We start from the raw sequence: 21,486 nt of genomic DNA on the forward strand, positions 1-21,486 counted from the left end.
ATATTGTGGAAAACGCCGGAATAACAAACTTGCAGAAACAAAAAGGCTGCCTCAAGAAATTACTTTTGAGACAGCCTCTTCTTCTTATTCAAGGTATGCGCCCTGCCGCATGAGCAATGCACGGTATTTATTAAATACGGCTGATTTAGAGACAAATCCTTGATAATTGCCGGCGGAGTCTACCACGGGTAGTATCCAGATATCTTCACGATTCATCTTTTGCATGACGGACTCCATATTTGCGTCCATCCGTACAATGTCTACAGGCTTTTCAGCAAGCTCGCTCATGGTTTTGCTTTCCTTTTCCGGATTTTCGCCCAGTAATATTTCAAATAGGCGTTCGCTATAGATGATGCCAAGCAATTTACCGGTGCCGTCTACAACAGGGAAAATGTTGCGTTTTGTATGGATAATGTCATGCCGACGGTCGGCTGGCCGTTCATCGGGCTGTAATACCGTGAAATTTCGTTCAAGGACATAACGGAGCTTCATCATGCTCAGCACGGTGCGGTCTTTGTCTTCATGTGTAAGAAGATCCCCTTTTTCAGCTAGTACTTTCGTGTATATAGAATACTTGACAGTGGCCCGGTTAATGAGATAGGAAATGGCCGTAACAAGCATCAGTGGTACCATCAGGACATACCCCCCTGTTATTTCCGCAATCAGGAAAATTCCCGTAAGCGGCGCATGCATAATGCCGCTGAGTGCTGCCGCCATGCCGGCTACAACGAAGTTGGCTACGTTAAGATCAATCAATCCCGTGAGGTTGATGCCGTAGGCGAAAGCAAATCCAAGTAAACCACCCATTACCAAACTCGGACCGAAAATGCCGCCGTTGCCTCCGCTGTTAAGCGTAATAAGCGAGGCCAATGATTTGGCAAATACGGTGATGATGGCGTATAAGACCACCAATATCTCAATATGTCGGTAATCTGCGAAGACACTGTTAGCCAGCAACGAGTCCATGCGGCCGTCGAGGATTTGCTGTATGGTTAGATAGCCCTCGCCGTAAAGCGCAGGAAAAAGAAAAATCAGGATCCCCAAAGATATGCCACCAGCAGCTACTTTCTGATAGGGGTTTTTGATACGGGCAAAAGCCGATTTAGCCCAAGTGCTGATCTTGGCAAAGTAAATTGAAAATCCGCCGATGATAACTGCAAGCAGCAAGTAAAAAAAGAGCGCCTGGAATTCCCAATCATCAGTGACTAAATGGAAAAGTGGCTCAGCATAGAGCAGCCTCGATATCACCGAAGCTGTTGCGGTAGCCATTAATAGCGGAATAAATGCCGGAATCGAGAACTCCGGTAGCAGAATCTCAATTGCAAAAATCATCCCCGCAACGGGACTGTTAAAGGCACCCGCAATACCTGCTGCAGCGCCACAGGCCAACAGCATCGTTACCTCGCGGTAGTTCAATCCGAAAAACCGGCCTGCGTTGGCACCGATTGCAGCACCGCTGTAGGCTATTGGCGCCTCTAATCCGGCTGATCCACCGAAACCAACGGTCAATGCACTGGTAATAATTTGCGAATAAACATTATGTGGCTCTATGCGGCTCGATTTCCGGGATATAGCATAGATGATTGGTGTCATGCCATGTTCGAATTTGCCTTTTCGGATAAACCGGCGAACGTATAGCACGCTCAATAAAATCCCGATGAGTGGAAAGAAGAAGTAAAGGTAATACTTGTATTGCCACTGTACATCGTCTTGGAGGAATGCTGCTATCGAATGTGTCAGCCCTTTTAGCGCTGCAGCGGCGAGACCACCGATTATACCGACCAACACCGCAACGATGATGAGGAAATTTCGGTTCGAAATCTGTTGCATCCGCCACTGATTAAGGCGGTAGATAAGCTTTTTGCGCCGTCTGTCCATACTGTTGTGATCCAGCAAGCAAAGGTAGTGTTTTCTGCTAATGCACGTGGTACTGGCTTTTTTAAATCGACTCTACTATCATCACTTTCCTATACCCAGGTTCCTGAACAGGCAATTTTTCTCAAACTCCTATGTGGATCATCCGAATGGGAGAGCAATGGCGCTCGGCGCGGATTAACCTTTGTTACCACGATCGTGCATAGGCTTCTGCCAAAAATCAGCACGCTCAATGCCATGTTCCAGTGGGTGGAATTCCGGATCTTTTCCTGCTTTCTTTTGCTTCCGGTAATCTTTCAATGCACGGAGGGCGGGCTTGCGCAGTAACAGGATAGCAATGAGGTTTAGCCAGGCCATCAGTCCGACACCGATATCGCCTAACGTCCAGGCAACTGCGGCTGTCTTCACGGTTCCGTAATATGTGGCCGCTATGATGAGAACACGGAGTCCCCACACTGCCCATTTTTGCCGGCCCTTTTTATCAAGGTAACTCAGGTTGGTTTCGGCCATATAGTAATAGGCGAGAATCGTAGTGAACGCAAAGAAAAACAGTGCAACTGCTACTGCCGTTGCGCCAATTGCGGGGAAATGGGAGGCAATAGCGTGTTGGGTATATTCGGGCCCGATTTCCACACCGGGGATGTTTTCCACGATATAGCCACCCGTTGGGTTTTGTACGTTATATTTTCCGGTAAACAGAATCATGAAAGCGGTGGCTGTGCAAACAAAGAGCGTATCAACGTATACAGAGAACGCCTGTACCAATCCCTGTTTGGCGGGGTGGCTCACTTCGGCTGCAGCAGCTGCATGCGGAGCCGTTCCTTGTCCAGCCTCGTTAGAGTAGATGCCCCGCTTCACTCCCCAAGCGATAGCCATACCGATTACGCCGGAAAATGCCGGTTCGAAATTGAAAGCTGATTTAAAGATCAGGGCGAATACATCGGGTATTTGGTTGAAATGGTAGGCGATGATTACCAATGCTAACAAAATATATCCTCCTGCCATGAAGGGTACCACTACTTCGGACACCTTAGCAATCCGTTTTACGCCACCGATGATGATAAGTCCTAACAACAGCGTCACGGCGATGCCCGTGTATTCAACGGGGATGTCAAATGCATGCAGCGAGCTCAGGGCAATGCTGTTGCTCTGTACACCGGGCAGGAACAAGGCTGTGCTCAATATCGTTGCAACCGCAAAGACGATGGCATACCATTTGACACCCAATCCCTTTTCAATGTAAAAGGCTGGGCCGCCACGATATTGCCCGTCTTTTACTTCTTTATATATTTGGCCCAATGTAGCTTCGATATAGGCCGAAGCGCTGCCCAGAAAAGCGATGAGCCACATCCAGAATACAGCGCCTGGGCCACCCATGGCGATGGCCGTGGCTACTCCGGCTATGTTGCCGGTACCTATCCGACCAGACAGCGCTAACGCAAATGCCTGGAAAGAAGATACACCTGTTTTTGATGCACCGCCGCCGAACAATAACCTGACCATGTCTTTTAAGTATCTGATTTGCAGGAATCCCGTGGCAAATGAGAAGTAGATGCCTACGGCCAGACATAGAATTACGAGCGCATTACTCCAAATGATGTTATTGACGGCGTTGATTGCTTGTTCCATCCGGCGGAATTATAGTGGTTTAAAATAATGATGAGCACTAAGATACATATTTATCGTTCCGATGGAAGGCTGATGTTTCAAAAAAGTACCGTCGCAAATCCTATGTCTTTTTTACACTATTTTTATAATGAGTACTTTTTGAACATTTTTTTCCTGGAACGTCCACATATCCTGGTCAACGGTGTATATAGCCATTAAAACGGATATATGTCAACTCTCATAAAAAAGCTATCTTTTAGTCTCTATCTCTCCATCCGCCACCTAAAGATCGATATAAATAGATAAGCGATTGATATTTTAAAAGGCGTTCATTACTCATCTGCATCTGTGCCGATAACAACGCCTGTCGAGAAGCAAGGACATCGGTATAATTTGTTGAACTATGGTACAGAAGCAATTTTTGCGTATAGCCCAATGCTTCCTGTAATTTTTCAAGTTGATTTTGACGTTTTGTTTCTTGTTCTGATGCAGACTGGTAGCTATATAATGCGTCTGAAACCTCTTGTCCAGCTAATAGGAGTATTTTCTGAAAATCAAGCACTTTCTCACGATAATCGGATTTTGCTAATTCAAGCCTAGTTTTGTTAAGTCGCTTTGAGAAAACCGGTTGCAATAATCCCCCGCCAACATTCGCAAAGAAACCCGATGGCGTAAACCAATTTGAAAAACCAAAGTTCGTGAATCCACTTGCAGCCTGAATTGTCAAAGTCGGATAAAAGGCTTTTCTGGCGACGTTAATATTCTCGAAATACGATGCTATTTCAAATTCAGCGGCCATGACATCCGGTCTATTCTGCAATAATTGTAGCGGGACACCTATGTCAACAGATGGGAAAGATGGTTGAACCGTAAACGAACTACGCTCTACGCTACGTGGAGATATTCCTAAAAGAACATTTAGCGCATTTTCCCTCATTCTGATTTGTCTGTACACGGAGGGCAACATGTTTTGAGCATCCAGAAGAGCAGCCTCACTTTGTGCAACAGCAGCACCAGTTACAATACTGGATTCTTGTAGTCGTTTCATTGCGATTACTTCCTCCTGCCTGGTGGCTATGGTATGGTTAAGGATATCAACTTGTTCGTCCAATGCCAAGAGCTGATAATATAAATCGGCAATCTCGGCAATTAGTTGCGTTTGGATTGCACGATGTGTAGATTCCTCCTGCATCAACCTAAAGAAAATTGCTTTCTTGCTATTCTTCAATTTTCCCCATACATCAATTTCCCACGATGTTTTTAACCCCAATTCATAGGTGGTTGCATTATCTACAAATCCAAAACTTTGTGGGAAAGCCATGCGAGAACGTGCGACTTGTCCATTTAATGATAAGTCGGGCAAAAAGGCGGCTTTTGATTGTGATACCAAAGACCTGGCTTTGCTAATACGCTCCAACCCAATTTTTAGGTCTAGATTGTTCTTTAAACCTGTATCAATCAAATTCCGCAATTGTTTATCACCAAAGAAATCCTGCCAAGGTAACAAGGCTATATTTGCCGTGTCTTGTAGATTGACGTCCCTATACAATGACGCGTTTACCTGTGCAGTCTTTTCATATGTTCTCTTTGTCATACATGATGTGTAGACAATTGTACAAATTGAGCATATAATATATCGGTATATAAATTGTAACTTCATGATTTTCAAATAAATTTTAGTCTAGTAATGCCTCTTGGCATTGTTACTACCATCATTAAGAACTGTTGTTCCCGAAATCCTTTCCTGCAAATACTGAAAAAGAATAAAAAGGGATGGGATCACCAATACGCCGATAACCGTACCGATTAGCATACCGCCGACAGCAGCCGTTCCTATTGACTTATTACTTAAAGCGCCAGCTCCAGTGGCTAGCATAAGCGGTAGTAGGCCGAAAATAAAAGCGAAAGATGTCATTAGAATAGGACGTAGCCGCACTTTTGCACCTTCCATTGCGGCGTCTACGATGGTTTGTCCCAAACGCCTGTTCTGCAGGGCAAATTCGACAATCAAAATGGCATTCTTCGCTAATAGGCCCAACAACATAATCAAGCTGATTTGAAGAAAAATATTGTTTTCGATACCAAAAATCCGTGCAAATAAAAACGCTCCAGATAATCCTATTGGTAGCGATAATAAAACGGAAAATGGCAGAATATAACTTTTGAACTGCGCGCTTAAGAGAAAGTAAACGAAAAGTAAGGACAGGATGAAGATGATAACGGTCTGGTTTCCGCTCAGACTTTCCTCGCGGGTAAGTCCGGCATATTCAAACCCGTACCCCTTTGGCAATGTCTTTGATGCAACCTCTTCTATGGCACGTATCGCGTCCCCTGAACTATAGCCCGGATTAGGCGCCCCATTGACATAAGCAGCATTGAAAAGGTTGAACCTCGTAAGGAATTCCGGCCCATAGACTTTTTTCAGATCTATAAAACTGATAATCGGCGCCATTTTCCCATCATTGCTTTTCACATAAAGCTGTTCTATGGCCTCCCTGTTCTTTCGCGCATCTGGACCTGCTTGTATCATGACCTTATACTGTTTGCCAAACCGATTAAAATTGGTGGAATAGATTCCTCCCAAATAGCCCTGTAACGTCGTTAGTATTTCCGTTACAGATACATCTGCCTCTTTCGCTCTTTCTACATTTACCGTCACTTCATATTGCGGAAAGTTGGTGTTGAATGACGAGGTTGCATACATAATTTCGGGGCGTTGGTTTAATTCACCGAGGAAATTGCCGATAACTTTCTCAAATGCACCGTATGCACCGTTTGTCCGGTCCTGTAGCTGCACTTCGAAACCTGTGTTACTTCCGAAGCCCTGCAACGTAGGTCCGGCAAAGAATACAATATTGGCATCTTTGATAAATGCTGATTTGGCAAACAGGGTTTGTACGACGTGGTTAATGTCCTGTTCTTTGCGAGGGCGCTCTCTCCAGTGTTTCAGCTTAATAAAGACGACTGCGTATGAACTGCCGTTGCCACTAAAAAAATCCATACCTGCTAACCGTGAAGAATATTCCACTTCTGGGATGGTCATTGCCACGCTATCCACCAGATCGGTGATCCGTTCAGTTTCTTCTAAAGACGTGGATGGATTTAAAATAATATTAGCGTAAATAGATGAGCTATCTTCATTAGGTACAAATCCGGTTTGCGTATTTTTAACGAGATAATAAAAAAGTGCACCAAATAACGCTACGCTTCCCAATGACAACCATTTCCACTTGTTTAAGAAATGTAGTATCCCTAGATAACGATCCGTCATCCGGTCAAACCCCTTATTAAATGCTGTTTTGAAACGTGTCGCGAATCCTTTTTTCTTTTCGTCTTCTTCTACGGCCGGTTTCAAAAGCATAGCGCATAATGCGGGACTAAGCGTCAAGGCATTAACAGCAGAAATCAATATAGCGACTGCTAACGTTATGCCGAACTCTTTATAGAAAATTCCGACCGATCCATCAATGAATGTTACGGGCACAAAAACAGCCGCCATGACTAAGGTGATGGAGATAATCGCCGTCGTCAACTCATGCATCGCGTTTATTGTAGCTTGTTTTGCAGAACTCGCTCCATGATGCAATTTGGTATGTACCGCTTCCACTACAATAATCGCATCATCTACGACAATACCGATAGAAAGCACCAAGGCAAAAAGTGTCAACAAATTGATCGTAAAACCAAAAATATTCAAAAAGAAAAACGTCCCAATCAAGGCTACCGGAACTGCAATTGCAGGAATTAGGGTGGAACGCCAGTCTTGTAAGAATAGCAGTACAACGATAAAGACTAAAATGAAAGCCTCCACTAACGTGGAAATCAATTTGCTGATGGAAGCTAGTAGGAAATCATTGGAATTGGCATAAACCACAAACTTCGTTCCTTTAGGCAACTCGGCTTCGGCATCAAGTAGGATTTGCTCACATTCTTTTATAATATTATGAGCGTTTGATCCTGCGGTCTGATTTATGGCTACGTAGGTACCTGCCTTTCCGTAAGCGGTGATCGATGTAGCGTTTGAATACGCGCCCATTTCTATATCAGCTACATCCCTTAACCTTAAAAACCTCCCTGCTTCGGTAGCTCGGATAACGATATCCCCGAATTTCTCTTCATTTTCCAGACGGCCGGTGTATTTTAGGGAGTATTGAAATGTCTGTCCACTATTTTCTCCGATCTTTCCCGGAGCAGCCTCTACGTTTTGCTCAGCAAGAGCTTGAATTATATCGGACGGGGCCAGTCCATAGGAAGCCATTTCAGTTGGTTTCAACCAGACCCGCATACTATATTCTTTTCCTCCGGAAATGGAAGCGTCACCTACGCCATTGACACGTTTTAATTTGGGCAGGATATTAATCCGAACATAGTTCTCTAAAAATACCTGATTATAGTGCTCATCCTCACTATAATACATGAAACTGAATATCTCACTGCTCAGACGCTTTGTTGTCGTAATACCATATCTGACAACTTCTTCCGGCAATTGGCTCATCGCCTGATTTACCCGGTTCTGCACATTAACTGCTGCCATATCGGCATCGGCTCCTTGATCGAATACAATGGTAATCACACCGGATCCATCGTTACTTGCCTTAGAACTCATGTAGGCCATCTTTTCAACTCCATTGATTTCTTCTTCCAAAGGCACAATGACGCTTTTCATGACGGTTTCCGAATCCGCTCCTTGGTAGTTTGCAACAACCTGAACCGTCGGGGGAGCAATTTCCGGATATTGGGTAATAGGTAGCGATAGCAGCCCTAAGATACCGAGTATGACAATAATAACCGATATAACGGTTGACAAAACGGGATTTTCTATAAATTTTCTTAACATAATAACTCCCTATTTATTTACCGCCTTTATTTTCGTTCCCTCTTTTACATTTGCCAATCCCTCGGCAATAATCTTTTCTCCTCGTTGAAGCCCGCTGGAAACAATAAAATACTCGTTCGACGGGATCTTATCCATTATGCTAACCGGCGCACTTGATACGAGGCCCTCGTTGTCCACTTTATAGACATATTTCTTGCCCTGTAATTCATAAGTAGCCCTTTGCGGAATCAATATGGCTTCTTGGACTTTTTCATACATTCTTAAGGTTGCGCTGTTCCCACTTCTTATCATGCCGTCTGGATTTTGGAAAACAGCGCGAAAATTTATGCTTCCGGTTTTAGGGTCGACCTGACCACCTATCATATCTATTTTGCCTTTTTGGTCAAATTGATTGCCATCAGGTAGGATTAGCGCTATTTCCGCTTGCTGTTGAAGATAATCAACAAGTGATTTATTTTTAGCTTCATGCAAAAGGCGTATAAATTGCTTTTCGTTTATAGAAAAATAAGCGTGTATTTTGGATATATCCGAAAGTTGAGATAATGGCTCGATGGACGAACTACTGACCAGACTTCCTGTTTTATAGGGTATCAGCCCTATCACACCGGCAAACGGTGCACGGATCTGAGAATACGCTACATTCGCGCTTGCAGTGTTCTTAATTGCTTTCGCTTGGGAAAGCTGGGCATTCTTATTCGCAAGGTTTTGCAGAGCAGATTCCAGTTCATATTTCCCCATAATCCCTTCATCAACGAGCGGTTTAGTCCTATCAACAAGTAACTGGGCATCCGCCAACTCTGCCTCCATACTTTTTATCGCCGCTGACGATCGTTCAAGCTCTTCTTGGTATTCCGGGGCAAATATGCGGAATAGCAGTTGCCCTTTAGTTACGTACTGGCCTTCGTCTACGAAAATACCATCAATGAAACCATTTACTTTTGCGCGTAGCTCAATATCCTGAACTCCCTGCAAACTCACGGGAAAATCCGTATATACTGTGGTTGCTTGAGGTGTTAAGGTATAGGCAGGATATTCTTCAAGCGAAACGCCATCCTGTACGTGTTGCTGGCTATTATTACAGGCCAAAGTCGCCGCGAGTATACACGGGACGAATAATTTAATGATCGATTGATTTGCCATATATTGATTGTAAAAAGATTTAGATAACTACAGGCTCAACGACCTAAGTAGTTATAATTGGCAAAATTACCCCCTACAGAGGGCTACAAAAAGGGGTGAACGGCAGGTTAGTTGGCAAAAAGGTAAGGTTATGAGGTTAACCTTTGCCTGTATAGAATGGGGCTTATCCCCACATATTTTTTAAAATATTTCCCGAACGTGCTTTGATCGGGAAAGTTGAGCGCGTCCGCAACCGCTGAAATACTGAGTCTGTTATCTTGTAATAATATCTTCGCTTCAAGAATTACAACATGCTGTATCCATTCACTTGCAGGCATTCCTGTCTCTGATGAGACCGTCTGACTAAGGTGCTTAGGATGAACATATAACAGATTTGCATAGAATGATACGGCTCTGCTTTTTTTATAGTAGGTGAAAACGGCTTCCTTAAACTTAGTAACCAGCAACTTTGTATGACCAATGTTTGGAGGGTTTTTTAAGTACAAATGACCAATTTCATTGATCATACTGTAGACAATTCCACGCACAACTTCCTTGTGAAAGTGAGATTTCGAAGATTCTCTTGATTTTAAAACAGCAAACATTTTCTTGGATATTGCAAAATCTTCTTGCCCTAAGTTTATTACATAGCCGCCATTGTTAGCGAATAATGCAAACGCATGGAGAATATTGGACGCTATCAATTTCTCTTGAAGAAATTCTTCGGAAAACAGTAGCGACTCCATCTCGCAAGGCGTGTCTGTGGTAACCCAACGTTTGATCGATGAAGTTCCCGTAAAGATAATAGCGGGACCAGAAATGTAATGTTCGGTTAGGTCGGTATAAAATCTAATTTCACCTTGTTGTATAAGTCCGATGCCATAATAGTGTGAACGATAAGGTTCTGTAGGATAATATTCCACTTTGTTGGTTGGCATATAAATGTAATGTCTATCAGATCCTAACTCGGAAAATGCTTTCTGCAGGAGCTCTAATGTCATCCACTTAATATTGCCCATGTTTAAAATAACGTTTATCGGTAAAAGCAGAACATGGTGCACATACCAAACGATAGTGACTTTGCTTTCACGCTTGTAAATCCCACTTTCTTTAGTAACTCCACAAAACGCTTTTTATCAGGGAAACGTTTTACGGATTTTTGCAGGTAACTATATGCTTTACCTTCTCCGGTTATGACCTTGCCTAAAACAGGGACGAAATGATGAAAATAAAGTTCATGGAATAGTTTTACGGCAAGGTTTTTCGGCTCTGACAATTCCAAAATTACGCCAATGCCCCCAGGTTTTAAAACGCGGTACATATTGCTCAATCCTCGTTCGAGGTCTTCGAAATTGCGAACACCGAACGTACAGGAAACCGCATCAAAAGTATTTGCTTTGAATTTAAGATTTTCTGCATCTGCAATAGCAAAATCCACATTGTCCGAGTTTGCAATTTCACTTTTCTTCCGCGAAGCCTCCTTAATCATCTTTGAAGAAAAATCAACTCCAATCACATCCGATGTCGGCATGAGCCGTGCCAACTGGAATGCGAAATCTCCCGTTCCTGTCGCTATATCCAGCAATGCATTTGGGTGGTGTTTCTTGACACATATTGCAGCCTTGAGACGCCAGTTTTTATCGATGCCCAATGTCATAATCCTGTTCAAAAGATCATATCGGAAAGCAATCCTGTCAAACATATGTTCAATTTGTGTCGCTTTTGACCGTCTTCTGTCATTATATGGAAGAATAGCTTGATTTCTGTTGCTCATGAAATATTCTATTTAGTATTATCACTGGTTAGCTATCGTACATTTTTGCAATGGGGAGAAAGTATAGAGAGCATCGTGGAAACAAAATCCCGCTTTGCCTCCTCGCCAGTATACTGCTTGAACAATGCATTATAGGATATCCAAAAGTCTCCGACGATAAATAAATTTTTTATCAGCTGTTCCTCCACCAGATCGTCAAGCGGAAACAAAACTTCCTGATCTTGAAGTCTCTGCAACCACGTTTTAAATTGGTTCTCGCGCTTCGTAATCAATTTCCCGTAGTCATTTTTTATTTCCGGTATCCAGATACTGATCTCGACAAAATGAATAAAAAAGAAACGGAACTTGTCTACCTGCTCGTATATAAGTTCTAATGTGGGGGTTAGATCTTCGAGACGTTCCATTGGAAGTTCCTGAACCTTATCGACAATCCCGTCATACCAGTTGGTAAGCTCCCGGAAAAGCGCTATCACGATATCTTCGGTATGCTTAAAGTGGTAATGAAGATTACCCGGACTGATGGACATCGAACTGGCTATATGTCTCGTTGTCGTATTTCGGATTCCGTTTTCGTTGAAAAGGCTTCTCGCGGCATCCAATATCTTATCGCTGGTTTTCATTTTGTAAAAATAGAACAATTGTTCTATTTTTACAAAAAAAGCACTTACTTTTACCTCTCGGAGATAAGAACTCGCTAACAGAGCAGCTTTGATCCATGAGCAAATTAAATAGTTATGACAGAAATTTACCACTTAAACTGTGTCAATATCGTGTCTCCGTATGCTGATAATGTTTGCGGACATTGCCAGCTTTTGAAGCAAAAAGATCGGATGGCGCTGATCGATACCGGCATCGGTCTTCTTGACAGCCAGCTGCCCGAAGAAAGGATAGGACACGAACTTGTTAAAATAACAGGATATCGATTTGATGAAAATCAAACCGCTGTTAGGCAAATTGAACGTCTGGGATTAAACCCCGGACAGGTAGCCGATTGCATCATTTCCCATCTGGATAACGACCATATCGGTGGACTTGCCGATTTTCCCCATGCGACGGTGCATGTCGGCAGGGAGGAATATGAAAATTATATGTCGGGGAATCCGAGATATCTGAAAATACCGTTGCAGCATAACCCGGCCATTAAAACCTATGGGACATCAGATAGGCTGTGGTTCGGCTTCGAAGCCAGAAAAGTAGTTACTGCACTAGACATCGAAATATTGTTGATACCGCTTCCCGGACACACATTGGGCCATTGCGGGGTTGCTATAAAAAACGGTGACAGATGGTTGTTTTATGTAGCAGATGCATATTATCTACGGGAAGAATTGTCGGATATGGACCACCCTGTTCATGAACTGGCGGAGATAAGGGCAGACGATAATAAGATGCGCATGGATACCGTAGAGAAAATCCGTAAGTTGATGCAAGCCCATCCGGAAATCGAAATTTTCGGATACCATGACATCAGAGAATTCGAACAATATAATTCAAAGTAACCGATACAAATAACAGGACAAGATGATGATGATGATGATAAATAATAGTACAAAAGCTGATATTGACGAAATTTTTAGGCTTTATAAGATAGCAACGGACTTTCAAAAAACGAGGTTTACGGTCCACTGGCCGGAGTTCGAGCTTGCGCTGGTGGAAAACGAAATCAACGAGAAACGACAATGGAAACTGGAGATCGATGGCAGGATTGCTTGTGTCTGGGCGACGACGTTCGATGATCCACAGATATGGGAAGAGCGGAATGCAGATCCTTCCGTTTACATTCACCGGATAGCGACGAATCCTGATTTCAGAGGACAAAATCTAGTGGCTGAAATTGTAAATTGGGCAAAGGACTATGCAGCTGAAAACGATAAGAAATTTATAAGAATGGATACCGTGGGAGATAATACAAAATTGATTGCTTATTACGGAAAATGCGGATTCGAATATCTGGGACCTCTAAAGCTCAGAAATACGGAAGGACTTCCGGCACACTACGATAATGCAACCGTCAGTTTGTTTGAAATTAAACTAAAATAAAAAATGTCAGCATCCTTGATAATAACTTTGAAAACACTATTTGAGCGGGATCTTAACAAGCTCAAAGCGGAGATAGAGTCCTACCAAGATGAACGAAATATCTGGCGTACTGAAAAAGGAATAGCAAACTCTGCAGGAAACTTATGTTTGCATCTTATAGGCAACCTGAACAGCTATATCGGCGCTGAAATTGGCAAAACCGGTTATGTGCGTAACCGTGCCGGGGAATTCGCATTGAAAGATATTCCCCGTACAGAATTGATAAAGCAAATTGATGACTCTATCGGAGTGGTCAGCGAGGCACTGGACAGACTAACCGAAAAAAATATAGACGACGAATATCCTATGCTTGTATTTGAAAAGAAAACAACCTATGTATTCTTTTTGGTTCATCTGACCACTCATTTGGCTTACCATCTGGGACAGATAAATTATCATAGGAGGCTGATCGATGTCGCATAGGAATGGTGGGTAAAAATATTAGAACATTTGTTCTAATATTTCAAATATTGTACTTTTGCCATAAATTATGTTGTTATGGCAAAGAAATCAGGAAGTTGGTTATCGAGAAACCTATACGAAATACGGGAAACTTTATTCACCCCGGATCCCAATGATTCTTCTTTTAAAAAGAAGCAGAAAGCTGTTGGTTGGTATATGTTTTTAATCTTAATGGTATGTGGAGGCTTAGCTATGCTTATCGCAGTTTCTTTCGTGCATTAGTATACCTGCTGGACGACCCTTATTTCCAATTCTATAGTATCAGCTGGTTTTTAATCCGTTTTACAAGAACTTCGGGGCATCTCATTCCGGTTCTCAATAACTGGTTGACGGATTTTGTATTCGTACCGCTGATTATCCACGTAGCGCAATCGGTAAGTCTGTGTATACTTGGCACCTCCAAACCATACCGCTATCCCTTGTTTCAAATCCTCCTGATCCCGGTTTTAACCGCTTATATCTTTGAGTACATCATGCCACGGATCACACATCACCATACGTCAGACATCTTTGATGTTGTCAGTTATTTTGCTGGCGGCCTTTTTTATCGCTATATCCATCAGACTTATTCGATTAAAAAATATGCTAAGTAGCTTTTACTCAGCTTAACTTTTTTGCGATAACCCAGCCGCCTAAATGGCTGATAGGTCTGCCTCGACTGAACTATTTCAGTAATGATTTCTAAAACAATTCTTTGCAACAAGAAATTCCTGAAAGTAAAACCCGACTAAAACGGCGGTTGCCGAGTCAAGCTGCGCGGTTGGAAAAAATCGCCTTCTTAATGATACAAAAAAATGGCTTTTTTCGCAAGAAAAAAGCCATTTCTGTTAGTGCGCCCACCTGGGCTCGAACCAGGGACCAAAAGATTATGAGTCTTCTACTCTAACCAACTGAGCTATAGGCGCAAAGCAAATCCTTATTGTTTTGCGGCTGCAAATTTACATCTTTGCGCATACATTCTGAAATTTTTATGCAAAATACTGAGAACATAATCCTCGACTACGGCAATGTACTGTTCGACATCGATTTTTCGAGGTTACGTCAGTCATTCATCGACCTGGGAATTGCTGAAGTTGACCAATTTTATGGGCATCGCGCACAGCACGCCTTGTTTGACGCATTTGACAAAGGGCTTACCACGGCCGTCCAATTCCGTAATGAAATCCGTAAGGCAGCAGGCAATCCTGCTTTGACCGATGATGCGATTGATACGGCATGGAACAGCTTGCTCATCGGGGTGAGGTCCGGACACCATGAGTTGTTGCACCAGCTTAAGACGAATTACCGTACTTTCTTGTTGAGTAACAATAATGAAATCCATTACGATTGGATTATGGCTTACCTTAACCATGAATTTGGGTTGAACGGCAATGCCGGATTTTTCGAAAAAGATTATTATTCTCATTTACTACGGATGCGAAAACCCGATCGGGAAATCTTCGAATTTGTCCTGAACACCCATTCACTCCATCCAGAACGTACATTATTTGTAGATGACAGTCCGCAGCACATCGAAACGGCAAAGCTACTGGGGTTGCAGGCTCATCTGCTTGAGCCGGACGATTCGTTGCCTTCTCTGTTAGGGAGATTAGGGTTGATTAAACAATAACATCTACGATGCCCTTTCTGATTTCGACCTTGACAAGCTGAGCTTTTTTCAGGTTGATGAGTTCATCGTCGACATGCAGTAGCCGATGTTCACATCGCATGGTAATAGAATGTTTAACTTCGATAGTTTGCCAGGGAACCTTGGGATACTTGCCGGATCGCGGGCGGTGAGATTGTTGAAGATACTGAATGAATGCTTCACGGTGCACCTCTTTCAACAACGCCACGTGCAACTTGCCATCGGTAGGGTCGGCTTTCGGAGCAAGCACAACATTTGGACCTACCGACTGAATGTTTAATACTTCTACCAGTAGGTAGCTATCTTCATAGTGCACTCCGTCGATGGTTAATAGTCCTCGTTTTGGCATATAATCTTGGGTTATTTCAATTAGTTTATTTAATGCGAGAGCCAATTCTTCGTCAGTGGTCTTTACCTTCGACAGATCGACTGTTTTCATTTCCCGGATCAATCTTGGTAAAAGACCGTATCCCATGCCTTCCAGAAAAAAATTAGTCTCAGGTACGTTCCCAATGGCTCCCACATCGATTTTCCTGATCTGCCAACCTGTAATAGCACGTTTCAAACCTGGGAGTGAGGCGGAAATACCTAAGGTTTTCGCAAAGTTATTGGCCGTACCCGCTGGGAATAGTGCAATAGCCGGTCGCTTGTCCAATAGTTTTCGCCGCAATAACCGCTTCAATACTTGCCTTACTGTACCATCACCACCTGCGACAACCGCTAACGTGGTTTTGGTCTTCAGACGATCCCATCTTTGTGCTTTTGTTGAGACATATCCGCAGTTAAATCCACAAGAAACAATTGCGTTAACTAGGTCTTCTTTCATATGGTCGCCATCTCCTGCCTTGGGATTGTGCAACAATTGGGCGTATTTAGCGGCTTGCATGTGTTGTGTATGTTGCGTGACTATGCGTACTTGTCCAAACAAAAAATCCGGAAGACTTGTTTTAAAATCACAAGGGTTTACTTAGCATCCCTAAAATGTATCTTTAAACACAGTTATCTATGCGGATATTAGTAACCAACGACGATGGCATATACAGCCCCGGCATCGGCTCATTGGCAAGAATTGCAGCCAAATTTGGGGAGGTCGTGGTAGTGGCACCCGATGTAGAACAATCGTCTATGGGCCACGCCGTTACACACTCCCGCCCATTGTCCTATAAAAAATCTCCCATTGAATTTCCAGGCATTGAGGCGTACCGGGTAAACGGTACACCGGCAGATTGTGTAGCGCTGGGCACACACTTGCGTAATAATATTCAGGTGGTGCTATCGGGTATCAACATGGGACCAAATCTGGGCAATTCCATGTGGCATTCCGGCACGTTGGCAGCTGCTAAGCAGGCCGTGCTGCTGGGAAAAAAGGGAATTGCCCTGAGCACTCCGGCCGGTAATTCTGAACCGGATTTTAACGTGCTTACACCTTACGTTGAAAAAACATTAAAACTGCTGTTACGAAACCCGAACGAAATAGGGCTTTATAATGTCAATTATCCGCCGCAACCAACCGGCATATGTTGGACAAGACAGTCGGTACGATTTTACGACGGCAAGATCGTACCCGGAAAAGACCCCATAGATCGGAAACACTATTGGTTTACGGTGATCCCGTTGGAGCCTGCAGAAAAGGGTACCGACCGCTGGGCAGTGGAAAACGGTTATGTTTCTGTCACCCCATTGCGCCTCGATTTGACCGACGAGAAAAAACTGAGTAATCTGCTGGAAACGGAGAAATGGTAGCAATAGGCCGGATGAAGAATATTTTTATTACATTTACAGTACGTTAACGAGACAAATCATGTTCAATAAAAATATTCCCCAGATTGCGAGTTTACTTATTTCGGAACCATTCATGCTGGATCCGAATTTTCAACGAGCTGTTGTGCTATTGTGCGAACATCATGCCGAAGAAGGCACCGTGGGATATGTATTGAACCAGCCTGCAGTATTGCAGCTCAAAGATGTTATAGACGATGTTCCTGAAGCTGATTTTCCGCTATTCTTTGGTGGGCCTGTGGCGCAGGAAAGTATTCATTTCATACACAAATGTTATGACAGATTGCATAGCGGAGTGGGCCTCGGAAATGGTATTTATTGGGGAGGGAACTTTGAAAGCTTGAAGATCCTTATCCGTAATGGAGACATTACACACGATGAGATTAAGTTTTTTATCGGCTACTCGGGTTGGAGCCCGGGACAACTGGAGGGTGAGCTCAATGAAAACGCATGGGTAATCAGCAACCATTACAACCCCGATATCACCTTTGGCAATGATGGCGAGAACCTTTGGAAGGAGGCAATCGTATCTTTGGGACCGAAATATGCACACGTGGCTAACTTCCCGCAAAATCCCATGTGGAATTAAGGAAGTTTCATGCGGTTTGTACAACTGATACCCTGTAGGGGCCCAGTAGATTTTTCCCTATTTTAGTTACTTTCGCACCATGATATTCCGGGTGTTGATTCTCTTTCTTTTTCTCTGGGAGTCCTGTGCTCCTCGGTACCTCACTGGCGGGGTTGTCCGTGTGGCAGACGGCGATACGTTTACCCTGCTAATCGGAAAAAATCAGCAGCGGATTCGGCTCTACGGAATAGATTGTCCTGAACGTGGTCAGCCCTATAACCGGGTAGCCACGGCTTTCACCAAAGAATTGCTTTCTTCTGGCCCGGTTAAGGTGCGGGAGATGGACATAGACCGCTATGGCAGGGTGGTAGGGATTGTATATATTGCTGATACCATCAATTTGAATGAGCGCCTCTTGGAAGCAGGCTTGGCCTGGCATTGCGCGGTATATGACCGTAACCCATTATGGATGGCCAAAGAACAGGAGGCCCGGGAGGCCCGCCGGGGCCTTTGGACGGAATCCGGAGCAGTAGCTCCCTGGCATTGGAGAAAGGGAGAGAAAACATTGAAGTAACAGTTTGCCGATTATTCCAGTTTAATTTCCGTTTTATCAAAATATTTCTTGTCTTTCTATAAAGAAGTGATTACCTTTGCAATCCAAATTTTTGTACGAAAGGAGGTATAACAGGATATGATTATTGTAAATGTAAAAGAAGGCGAATCGTTGGACAGGGCATTGAAGCGTTTTAAGAAGAAATTCGAAAAAACCGGTGTGTTGCGTGAATTGCGCTCCCGTCAGGCCTATGAGAAGAAATCCGTTACCCGTCGTACGCAAATTAAGAAGGCGATTTATAAACAAAGCCTCAATCAGGATACGATCTAAGGATTCCATAAATAAGCAATTTATTTGCAACATCTGAAAACTATCTGTATATTCAGCAATTGGAATATATAGGTAGTTTTCGATGTTTATAGAGCGGTTTATCAATTTTATTCAATACGAGAAGCGCTATTCCAACCATACGCTGATTGCTTATCGCCATGAGATTCAGCGGTTCGTAACTTATCTGGCGCTACATGATATTGATATAGGTGACGTCACCCACCGGGAAGCGAGGACATATTTGGCAGCACTGCTCGAAGAAGGGCAGAGCCCTGCCAGCATTAACCGCAGCCTTTCAGCACTCCGTACCTATTATAAATTCCTGATGCGGGAAGGTAACGTGTCTCAGAATCCCTTTTCCTTGGTGAAGGCATTAAAAACTCCCAAGAAACTACCTGTGGTAGTGGATAAAGATAAACTGTCATCATTGCTGGATAGGGACGGTGTATTTCCGGATACATTTGAAGGCATCCGGGATAAAACCGTATTGGAGCTGCTATTTGGGACCGGTATCCGGTTGTCTGAGTTATTGCAAATTCACGACGAGCATATCGATTTCTACAATCGGAATATCCTTATCTTCGGCAAGCGGAACAAAGAAAGACTGGTCCCCCTGAACCAAACGCTAATGAGGCAACTTCAACTTTACATCAACGAAAAAAAAACACAGCGGTTTGATAACAATTCTACCTGCTTAATCGTTACTAAAGAAGGGAAGCAAGCATATCCTGGATTGATCTATGACATTGTAAAATACTATCTCGGTGCGATATCCTCGCAGCAAAAGAAAAGTCCCCATGTATTGAGGCATACGTTCGCTACGGCACTGCTCGACAATGGGGCTGATCTGAATGCAATCAAGGAATTGTTGGGACACGCCGGGCTTGCGGCGACGCAGGTATATACACACAATTCGGTCGAGCGACTTAAATCAGTTTATAAACAGGCCCATCCAAAGGCTTAAAAAAGGAGGAATCTATGAATATCATCGTGCAATCGATCCGGTTTGATGCGGACAAGAAGTTAATCCAATTCATTCAGAAGAAAGTGAACAAACTTGATCAGTTTTTTGATCACATTATTGACGGAGAGTGTTATCTAAAACTGGAAAATGTGGAAGATGAAGCAAATAAAATCACGGAGTTTAAACTGAATATACCGGGGAGCCAGCTGTTTGCCAAGGCACAGGCAAAATCCTTCGAAGAGGCTACGGATCTTGCAGTTGAATCGCTGCGGAGACAGATTAATAAACATAAAACCAAAACACGTACCAAAGCCAGTAATCATAAGGAAGTTCTCTCAATGGCAGAAATGCGTATTGCGTAAAATTCCTTGTAACATACGAAAACCGGTAAGTTCAGAAACTTACCGGTTTTTTTTAGTTTGCAGCCGTTAACCTTCCGAAACCTAAATAATCATGTATAAATGGTTTGAAAGATACTTTGCTTTTAGTCGCAGGGAACTAAATGGAATTTGTGTGTTGGGCGTGTTGTTATTTGTTTTGTGGTTGACCTTCAATTTGTTTTCCAGGAATCGCGATTCAGGTGCAATCGATATGGACAGCCGTATCAAAGAAATTGAACATTTTCTGGCTACCGTAGCGGAAGAGAATAGAGAAAGTCTGGCTGTTGGCCATGTAGCATCCGAGCCCATGCAACGGAAGCGAGCATCGGCCGATGTGGCGGAGTATTTTACTTTTGATCCCAATGGATTGCCTGTTGCCGAATGGAAGAGACTGGGACTTTCGGATGGGCAGATACGGATGATTAAGAATTACGAAGCCAAAGGTGGGCGGTTTTGGAAAAAAGAGGATCTACAAAAAATTTATGCGTTGCGTGACACCGATTACACCCGTTTGGAGCCTTATATCCGGATTCCGTCGGTAAGGTCAAAGTCGCAGCAGGATGAAAATACAATGCCAGAAGAAATACGGTCGAGGTTATCTATCGAGCTTAATGCGGCAGATTCACTTGAATTACAACAGTTGCCCGGTATCGGGCCGGTATATGCTTCGCGGATCGTGCGGTTCCGCAATCTTCTGGGAGGATTTCACCATGTAACACAACTGATGGATGTATACGGCATGGATACCACGCGATTTGAGAGGCTAAAGGAACATATTTATGTAGATAGCGCTTTTGTGAAAAAAATCGAATTGAATTCGGCCGACTACGAACGTTTAAGAAACCATCCGTTTATTAGCCCTAAGCTTGCCAATGCCATCGTGCAATTTCGTAAACAGCATGGTCCCTATCAATCACTCGCTGATTTATTACGAATTGAAATTATGAATGACGAGATTTTTTGTAAAATTGTGCCGTACTTAACTATATCTGATGATTGACCAGCAGCTTAGAGAGGTGATACGGGATGTACCCGATTTTCCGAAACCGGGTATCGTATTCAAAGACATTACACCGATCCTGAAAGATACCTACCTTTGCAATGCGATCTTGGATAATTTTATGGACCGGTTACAGCCGGATTTCATTGATGTGGTAGCTGGAATTGAGAGCCGGGGATTTTTATTCGGCTTGTCATTAGCCCAACGGCTTGGAAAACCTTTTGTACCTATTCGGAAACAGGGAAAATTACCTTATCATACTGTTACACAGTCATATAACTTGGAATATGGTGAAGCAATCATTGAGATTCATGAGGACGCGTTTAAGCGCGGATCGCGTGTGCTGGTTCATGACGATTTGTTAGCTACCGGTGGTACGGTTATCGCAGCCAGTCAATTGATTCATAAACTAGGGGGGACGATTGCTGGATACGCATTTGTCATCAGTTTGGATTTCCTTGAGGGTAAAAAAAGGCTGTTGGATTACAGCCAGCAGATTTTCTCGTTAGTGAGCTATTAATTGAGAACCTG

General features: G+C 43.4%; 22 protein-coding genes and 1 tRNA gene. 13 read left to right on the top strand and 10 right to left on the bottom strand.

What is annotated here, in order from left to right; translation table 11 throughout:
- Nucleotides 1–84: 84 nt before the first annotated feature.
- The 8 genes from IEX60_RS23320 to IEX60_RS23355 all read right to left on the bottom strand — a co-directional run bounded on the left by IEX60_RS23320 (nt 85) and on the right by IEX60_RS23355 (nt 11,833).
- Nucleotides 85–1,830 (bottom strand): chloride channel protein, encoded by a 1,746-nt coding sequence (locus IEX60_RS23320; protein ID WP_229717756.1) that lies wholly within the window; start codon nt 1,828–1,830, stop codon nt 85–87.
- 222 nt (nt 1,831–2,052) lie between these two features.
- Nucleotides 2,053–3,504, bottom strand: a complete 1,452-nt coding sequence (locus tag IEX60_RS23325; protein WP_188753814.1) for an alanine/glycine:cation symporter family protein — start codon at nt 3,502–3,504, stop codon at nt 2,053–2,055.
- A 235-nt stretch (nt 3,505–3,739) separates the two neighbouring features.
- The gene (locus IEX60_RS23330) at nt 3,740–5,143 is read right to left on the bottom strand and encodes an efflux transporter outer membrane subunit (protein WP_188753815.1); all 1,404 of its coding nucleotides are present in this window, start codon (nt 5,141–5,143) and stop codon (nt 3,740–3,742) included.
- A 21-nt stretch (nt 5,144–5,164) separates the two neighbouring features.
- Nucleotides 5,165–8,320, bottom strand: a complete 3,156-nt coding sequence (locus tag IEX60_RS23335; RefSeq protein WP_188753816.1) for an efflux RND transporter permease subunit — start codon at nt 8,318–8,320, stop codon at nt 5,165–5,167.
- Nucleotides 8,321–8,329: 9 nt separating this feature from the next.
- Nucleotides 8,330–9,460, bottom strand: a complete 1,131-nt coding sequence (locus IEX60_RS23340) for an efflux RND transporter periplasmic adaptor subunit (RefSeq protein ID WP_188753817.1) — start codon at nt 9,458–9,460, stop codon at nt 8,330–8,332.
- Between the two features lie 128 nt (nt 9,461–9,588).
- A complete protein-coding gene (locus tag IEX60_RS23345) occupies nt 9,589–10,458 on the bottom strand; it encodes an AraC family transcriptional regulator (protein ID WP_188753818.1) in 870 nt (289 codons plus the stop codon).
- Between the two features lie 14 nt (nt 10,459–10,472).
- Nucleotides 10,473–11,213: a bifunctional demethylmenaquinone methyltransferase/2-methoxy-6-polyprenyl-1,4-benzoquinol methylase UbiE gene (gene ubiE, locus IEX60_RS23350; protein ID WP_188753819.1), complete on the bottom strand. Its 741-nt coding sequence runs from the start codon at nt 11,211–11,213 to the stop codon at nt 10,473–10,475.
- A gap of 32 nt (nt 11,214–11,245) precedes the next feature.
- Nucleotides 11,246–11,833: a TetR/AcrR family transcriptional regulator gene (locus IEX60_RS23355; RefSeq protein ID WP_188753820.1), complete on the bottom strand. Its 588-nt coding sequence runs from the start codon at nt 11,831–11,833 to the stop codon at nt 11,246–11,248.
- Between the two features lie 114 nt (nt 11,834–11,947).
- Between IEX60_RS23355 and IEX60_RS23360 the strand changes: the two genes are divergently transcribed.
- The 4 genes from IEX60_RS23360 to IEX60_RS23375 all read left to right on the top strand — a co-directional run bounded on the left by IEX60_RS23360 (nt 11,948) and on the right by IEX60_RS23375 (nt 14,347).
- On the top strand, nt 11,948–12,712 hold the full coding sequence (locus IEX60_RS23360) for an MBL fold metallo-hydrolase (RefSeq protein WP_188753821.1): 765 nt from the start codon (nt 11,948–11,950) through the stop codon (nt 12,710–12,712).
- A 22-nt stretch (nt 12,713–12,734) separates the two neighbouring features.
- Entirely contained in the window at nt 12,735–13,253 is a 519-nt protein-coding gene (locus IEX60_RS23365; protein WP_229717760.1) for a GNAT family N-acetyltransferase, read from the top strand.
- Between the two features lie 3 nt (nt 13,254–13,256).
- Entirely contained in the window at nt 13,257–13,715 is a 459-nt protein-coding gene (locus tag IEX60_RS23370) for a DUF1572 family protein (protein WP_188753822.1), read from the top strand.
- Nucleotides 13,716–13,930: 215 nt separating this feature from the next.
- On the top strand, nt 13,931–14,347 hold the full coding sequence (locus IEX60_RS23375; protein ID WP_188753823.1) for a hypothetical protein: 417 nt from the start codon (nt 13,931–13,933) through the stop codon (nt 14,345–14,347).
- Nucleotides 14,348–14,585: 238 nt separating this feature from the next.
- Here IEX60_RS23375 and IEX60_RS23380 read toward each other — a convergent pair.
- Nucleotides 14,586–14,659 (bottom strand) — tRNA-Ile (locus IEX60_RS23380).
- A 65-nt stretch (nt 14,660–14,724) separates the two neighbouring features.
- Between IEX60_RS23380 and IEX60_RS23385 the strand changes: the two genes are divergently transcribed.
- Entirely contained in the window at nt 14,725–15,363 is a 639-nt protein-coding gene (locus IEX60_RS23385; RefSeq protein ID WP_188753824.1) for an HAD family hydrolase, read from the top strand.
- Here IEX60_RS23385 and IEX60_RS23390 read toward each other — a convergent pair.
- Nucleotides 15,353–16,267 (bottom strand): diacylglycerol/lipid kinase family protein, encoded by a 915-nt coding sequence (locus IEX60_RS23390; protein WP_188753825.1) that lies wholly within the window; start codon nt 16,265–16,267, stop codon nt 15,353–15,355. The genes IEX60_RS23385 and IEX60_RS23390 overlap by 11 nt on opposite strands.
- A gap of 119 nt (nt 16,268–16,386) precedes the next feature.
- On the opposite strand from IEX60_RS23390, the gene surE reads away from it, so the two are divergent.
- The 8 genes from surE to IEX60_RS23430 all read left to right on the top strand — a co-directional run bounded on the left by surE (nt 16,387) and on the right by IEX60_RS23430 (nt 21,475).
- Nucleotides 16,387–17,124: a 5'/3'-nucleotidase SurE gene (surE, locus tag IEX60_RS23395; RefSeq protein WP_188753826.1), complete on the top strand. Its 738-nt coding sequence runs from the start codon at nt 16,387–16,389 to the stop codon at nt 17,122–17,124.
- A gap of 58 nt (nt 17,125–17,182) precedes the next feature.
- Nucleotides 17,183–17,749, top strand: coding sequence for a YqgE/AlgH family protein (locus IEX60_RS23400; RefSeq protein WP_188753827.1), 567 nt, complete (start codon nt 17,183–17,185; stop codon nt 17,747–17,749).
- 79 nt (nt 17,750–17,828) lie between these two features.
- Nucleotides 17,829–18,302, top strand: a complete 474-nt coding sequence (locus IEX60_RS23405) for a thermonuclease family protein (RefSeq protein WP_188753828.1) — start codon at nt 17,829–17,831, stop codon at nt 18,300–18,302.
- 117 nt (nt 18,303–18,419) lie between these two features.
- Nucleotides 18,420–18,611: a 30S ribosomal protein S21 gene (gene rpsU / locus IEX60_RS23410; protein WP_188753829.1), complete on the top strand. Its 192-nt coding sequence runs from the start codon at nt 18,420–18,422 to the stop codon at nt 18,609–18,611.
- A gap of 82 nt (nt 18,612–18,693) precedes the next feature.
- On the top strand, nt 18,694–19,575 hold the full coding sequence (locus IEX60_RS23415; protein ID WP_188753830.1) for a tyrosine-type recombinase/integrase: 882 nt from the start codon (nt 18,694–18,696) through the stop codon (nt 19,573–19,575).
- A gap of 14 nt (nt 19,576–19,589) precedes the next feature.
- Nucleotides 19,590–19,937 carry a ribosome hibernation-promoting factor, HPF/YfiA family gene (hpf, locus tag IEX60_RS23420; RefSeq protein ID WP_188753831.1) on the top strand — a complete coding sequence of 116 codons (348 nt, stop codon included), beginning with the start codon at nt 19,590–19,592 and terminating at the stop codon, nt 19,935–19,937.
- Between the two features lie 229 nt (nt 19,938–20,166).
- Entirely contained in the window at nt 20,167–20,955 is a 789-nt protein-coding gene (locus IEX60_RS23425) for a ComEA family DNA-binding protein (protein ID WP_188753832.1), read from the top strand.
- Entirely contained in the window at nt 20,948–21,475 is a 528-nt protein-coding gene (locus IEX60_RS23430) for an adenine phosphoribosyltransferase (RefSeq protein WP_188753833.1), read from the top strand. The genes IEX60_RS23425 and IEX60_RS23430 overlap by 8 nt, the downstream gene beginning before the upstream one ends.
- Nucleotides 21,476–21,486 lie beyond the last annotated feature (11 nt).

This window comes from Parapedobacter defluvii (genome assembly GCF_014642075.1).
GTDB lineage: Bacteria > Bacteroidota > Bacteroidia > Sphingobacteriales > Sphingobacteriaceae > Parapedobacter > Parapedobacter defluvii.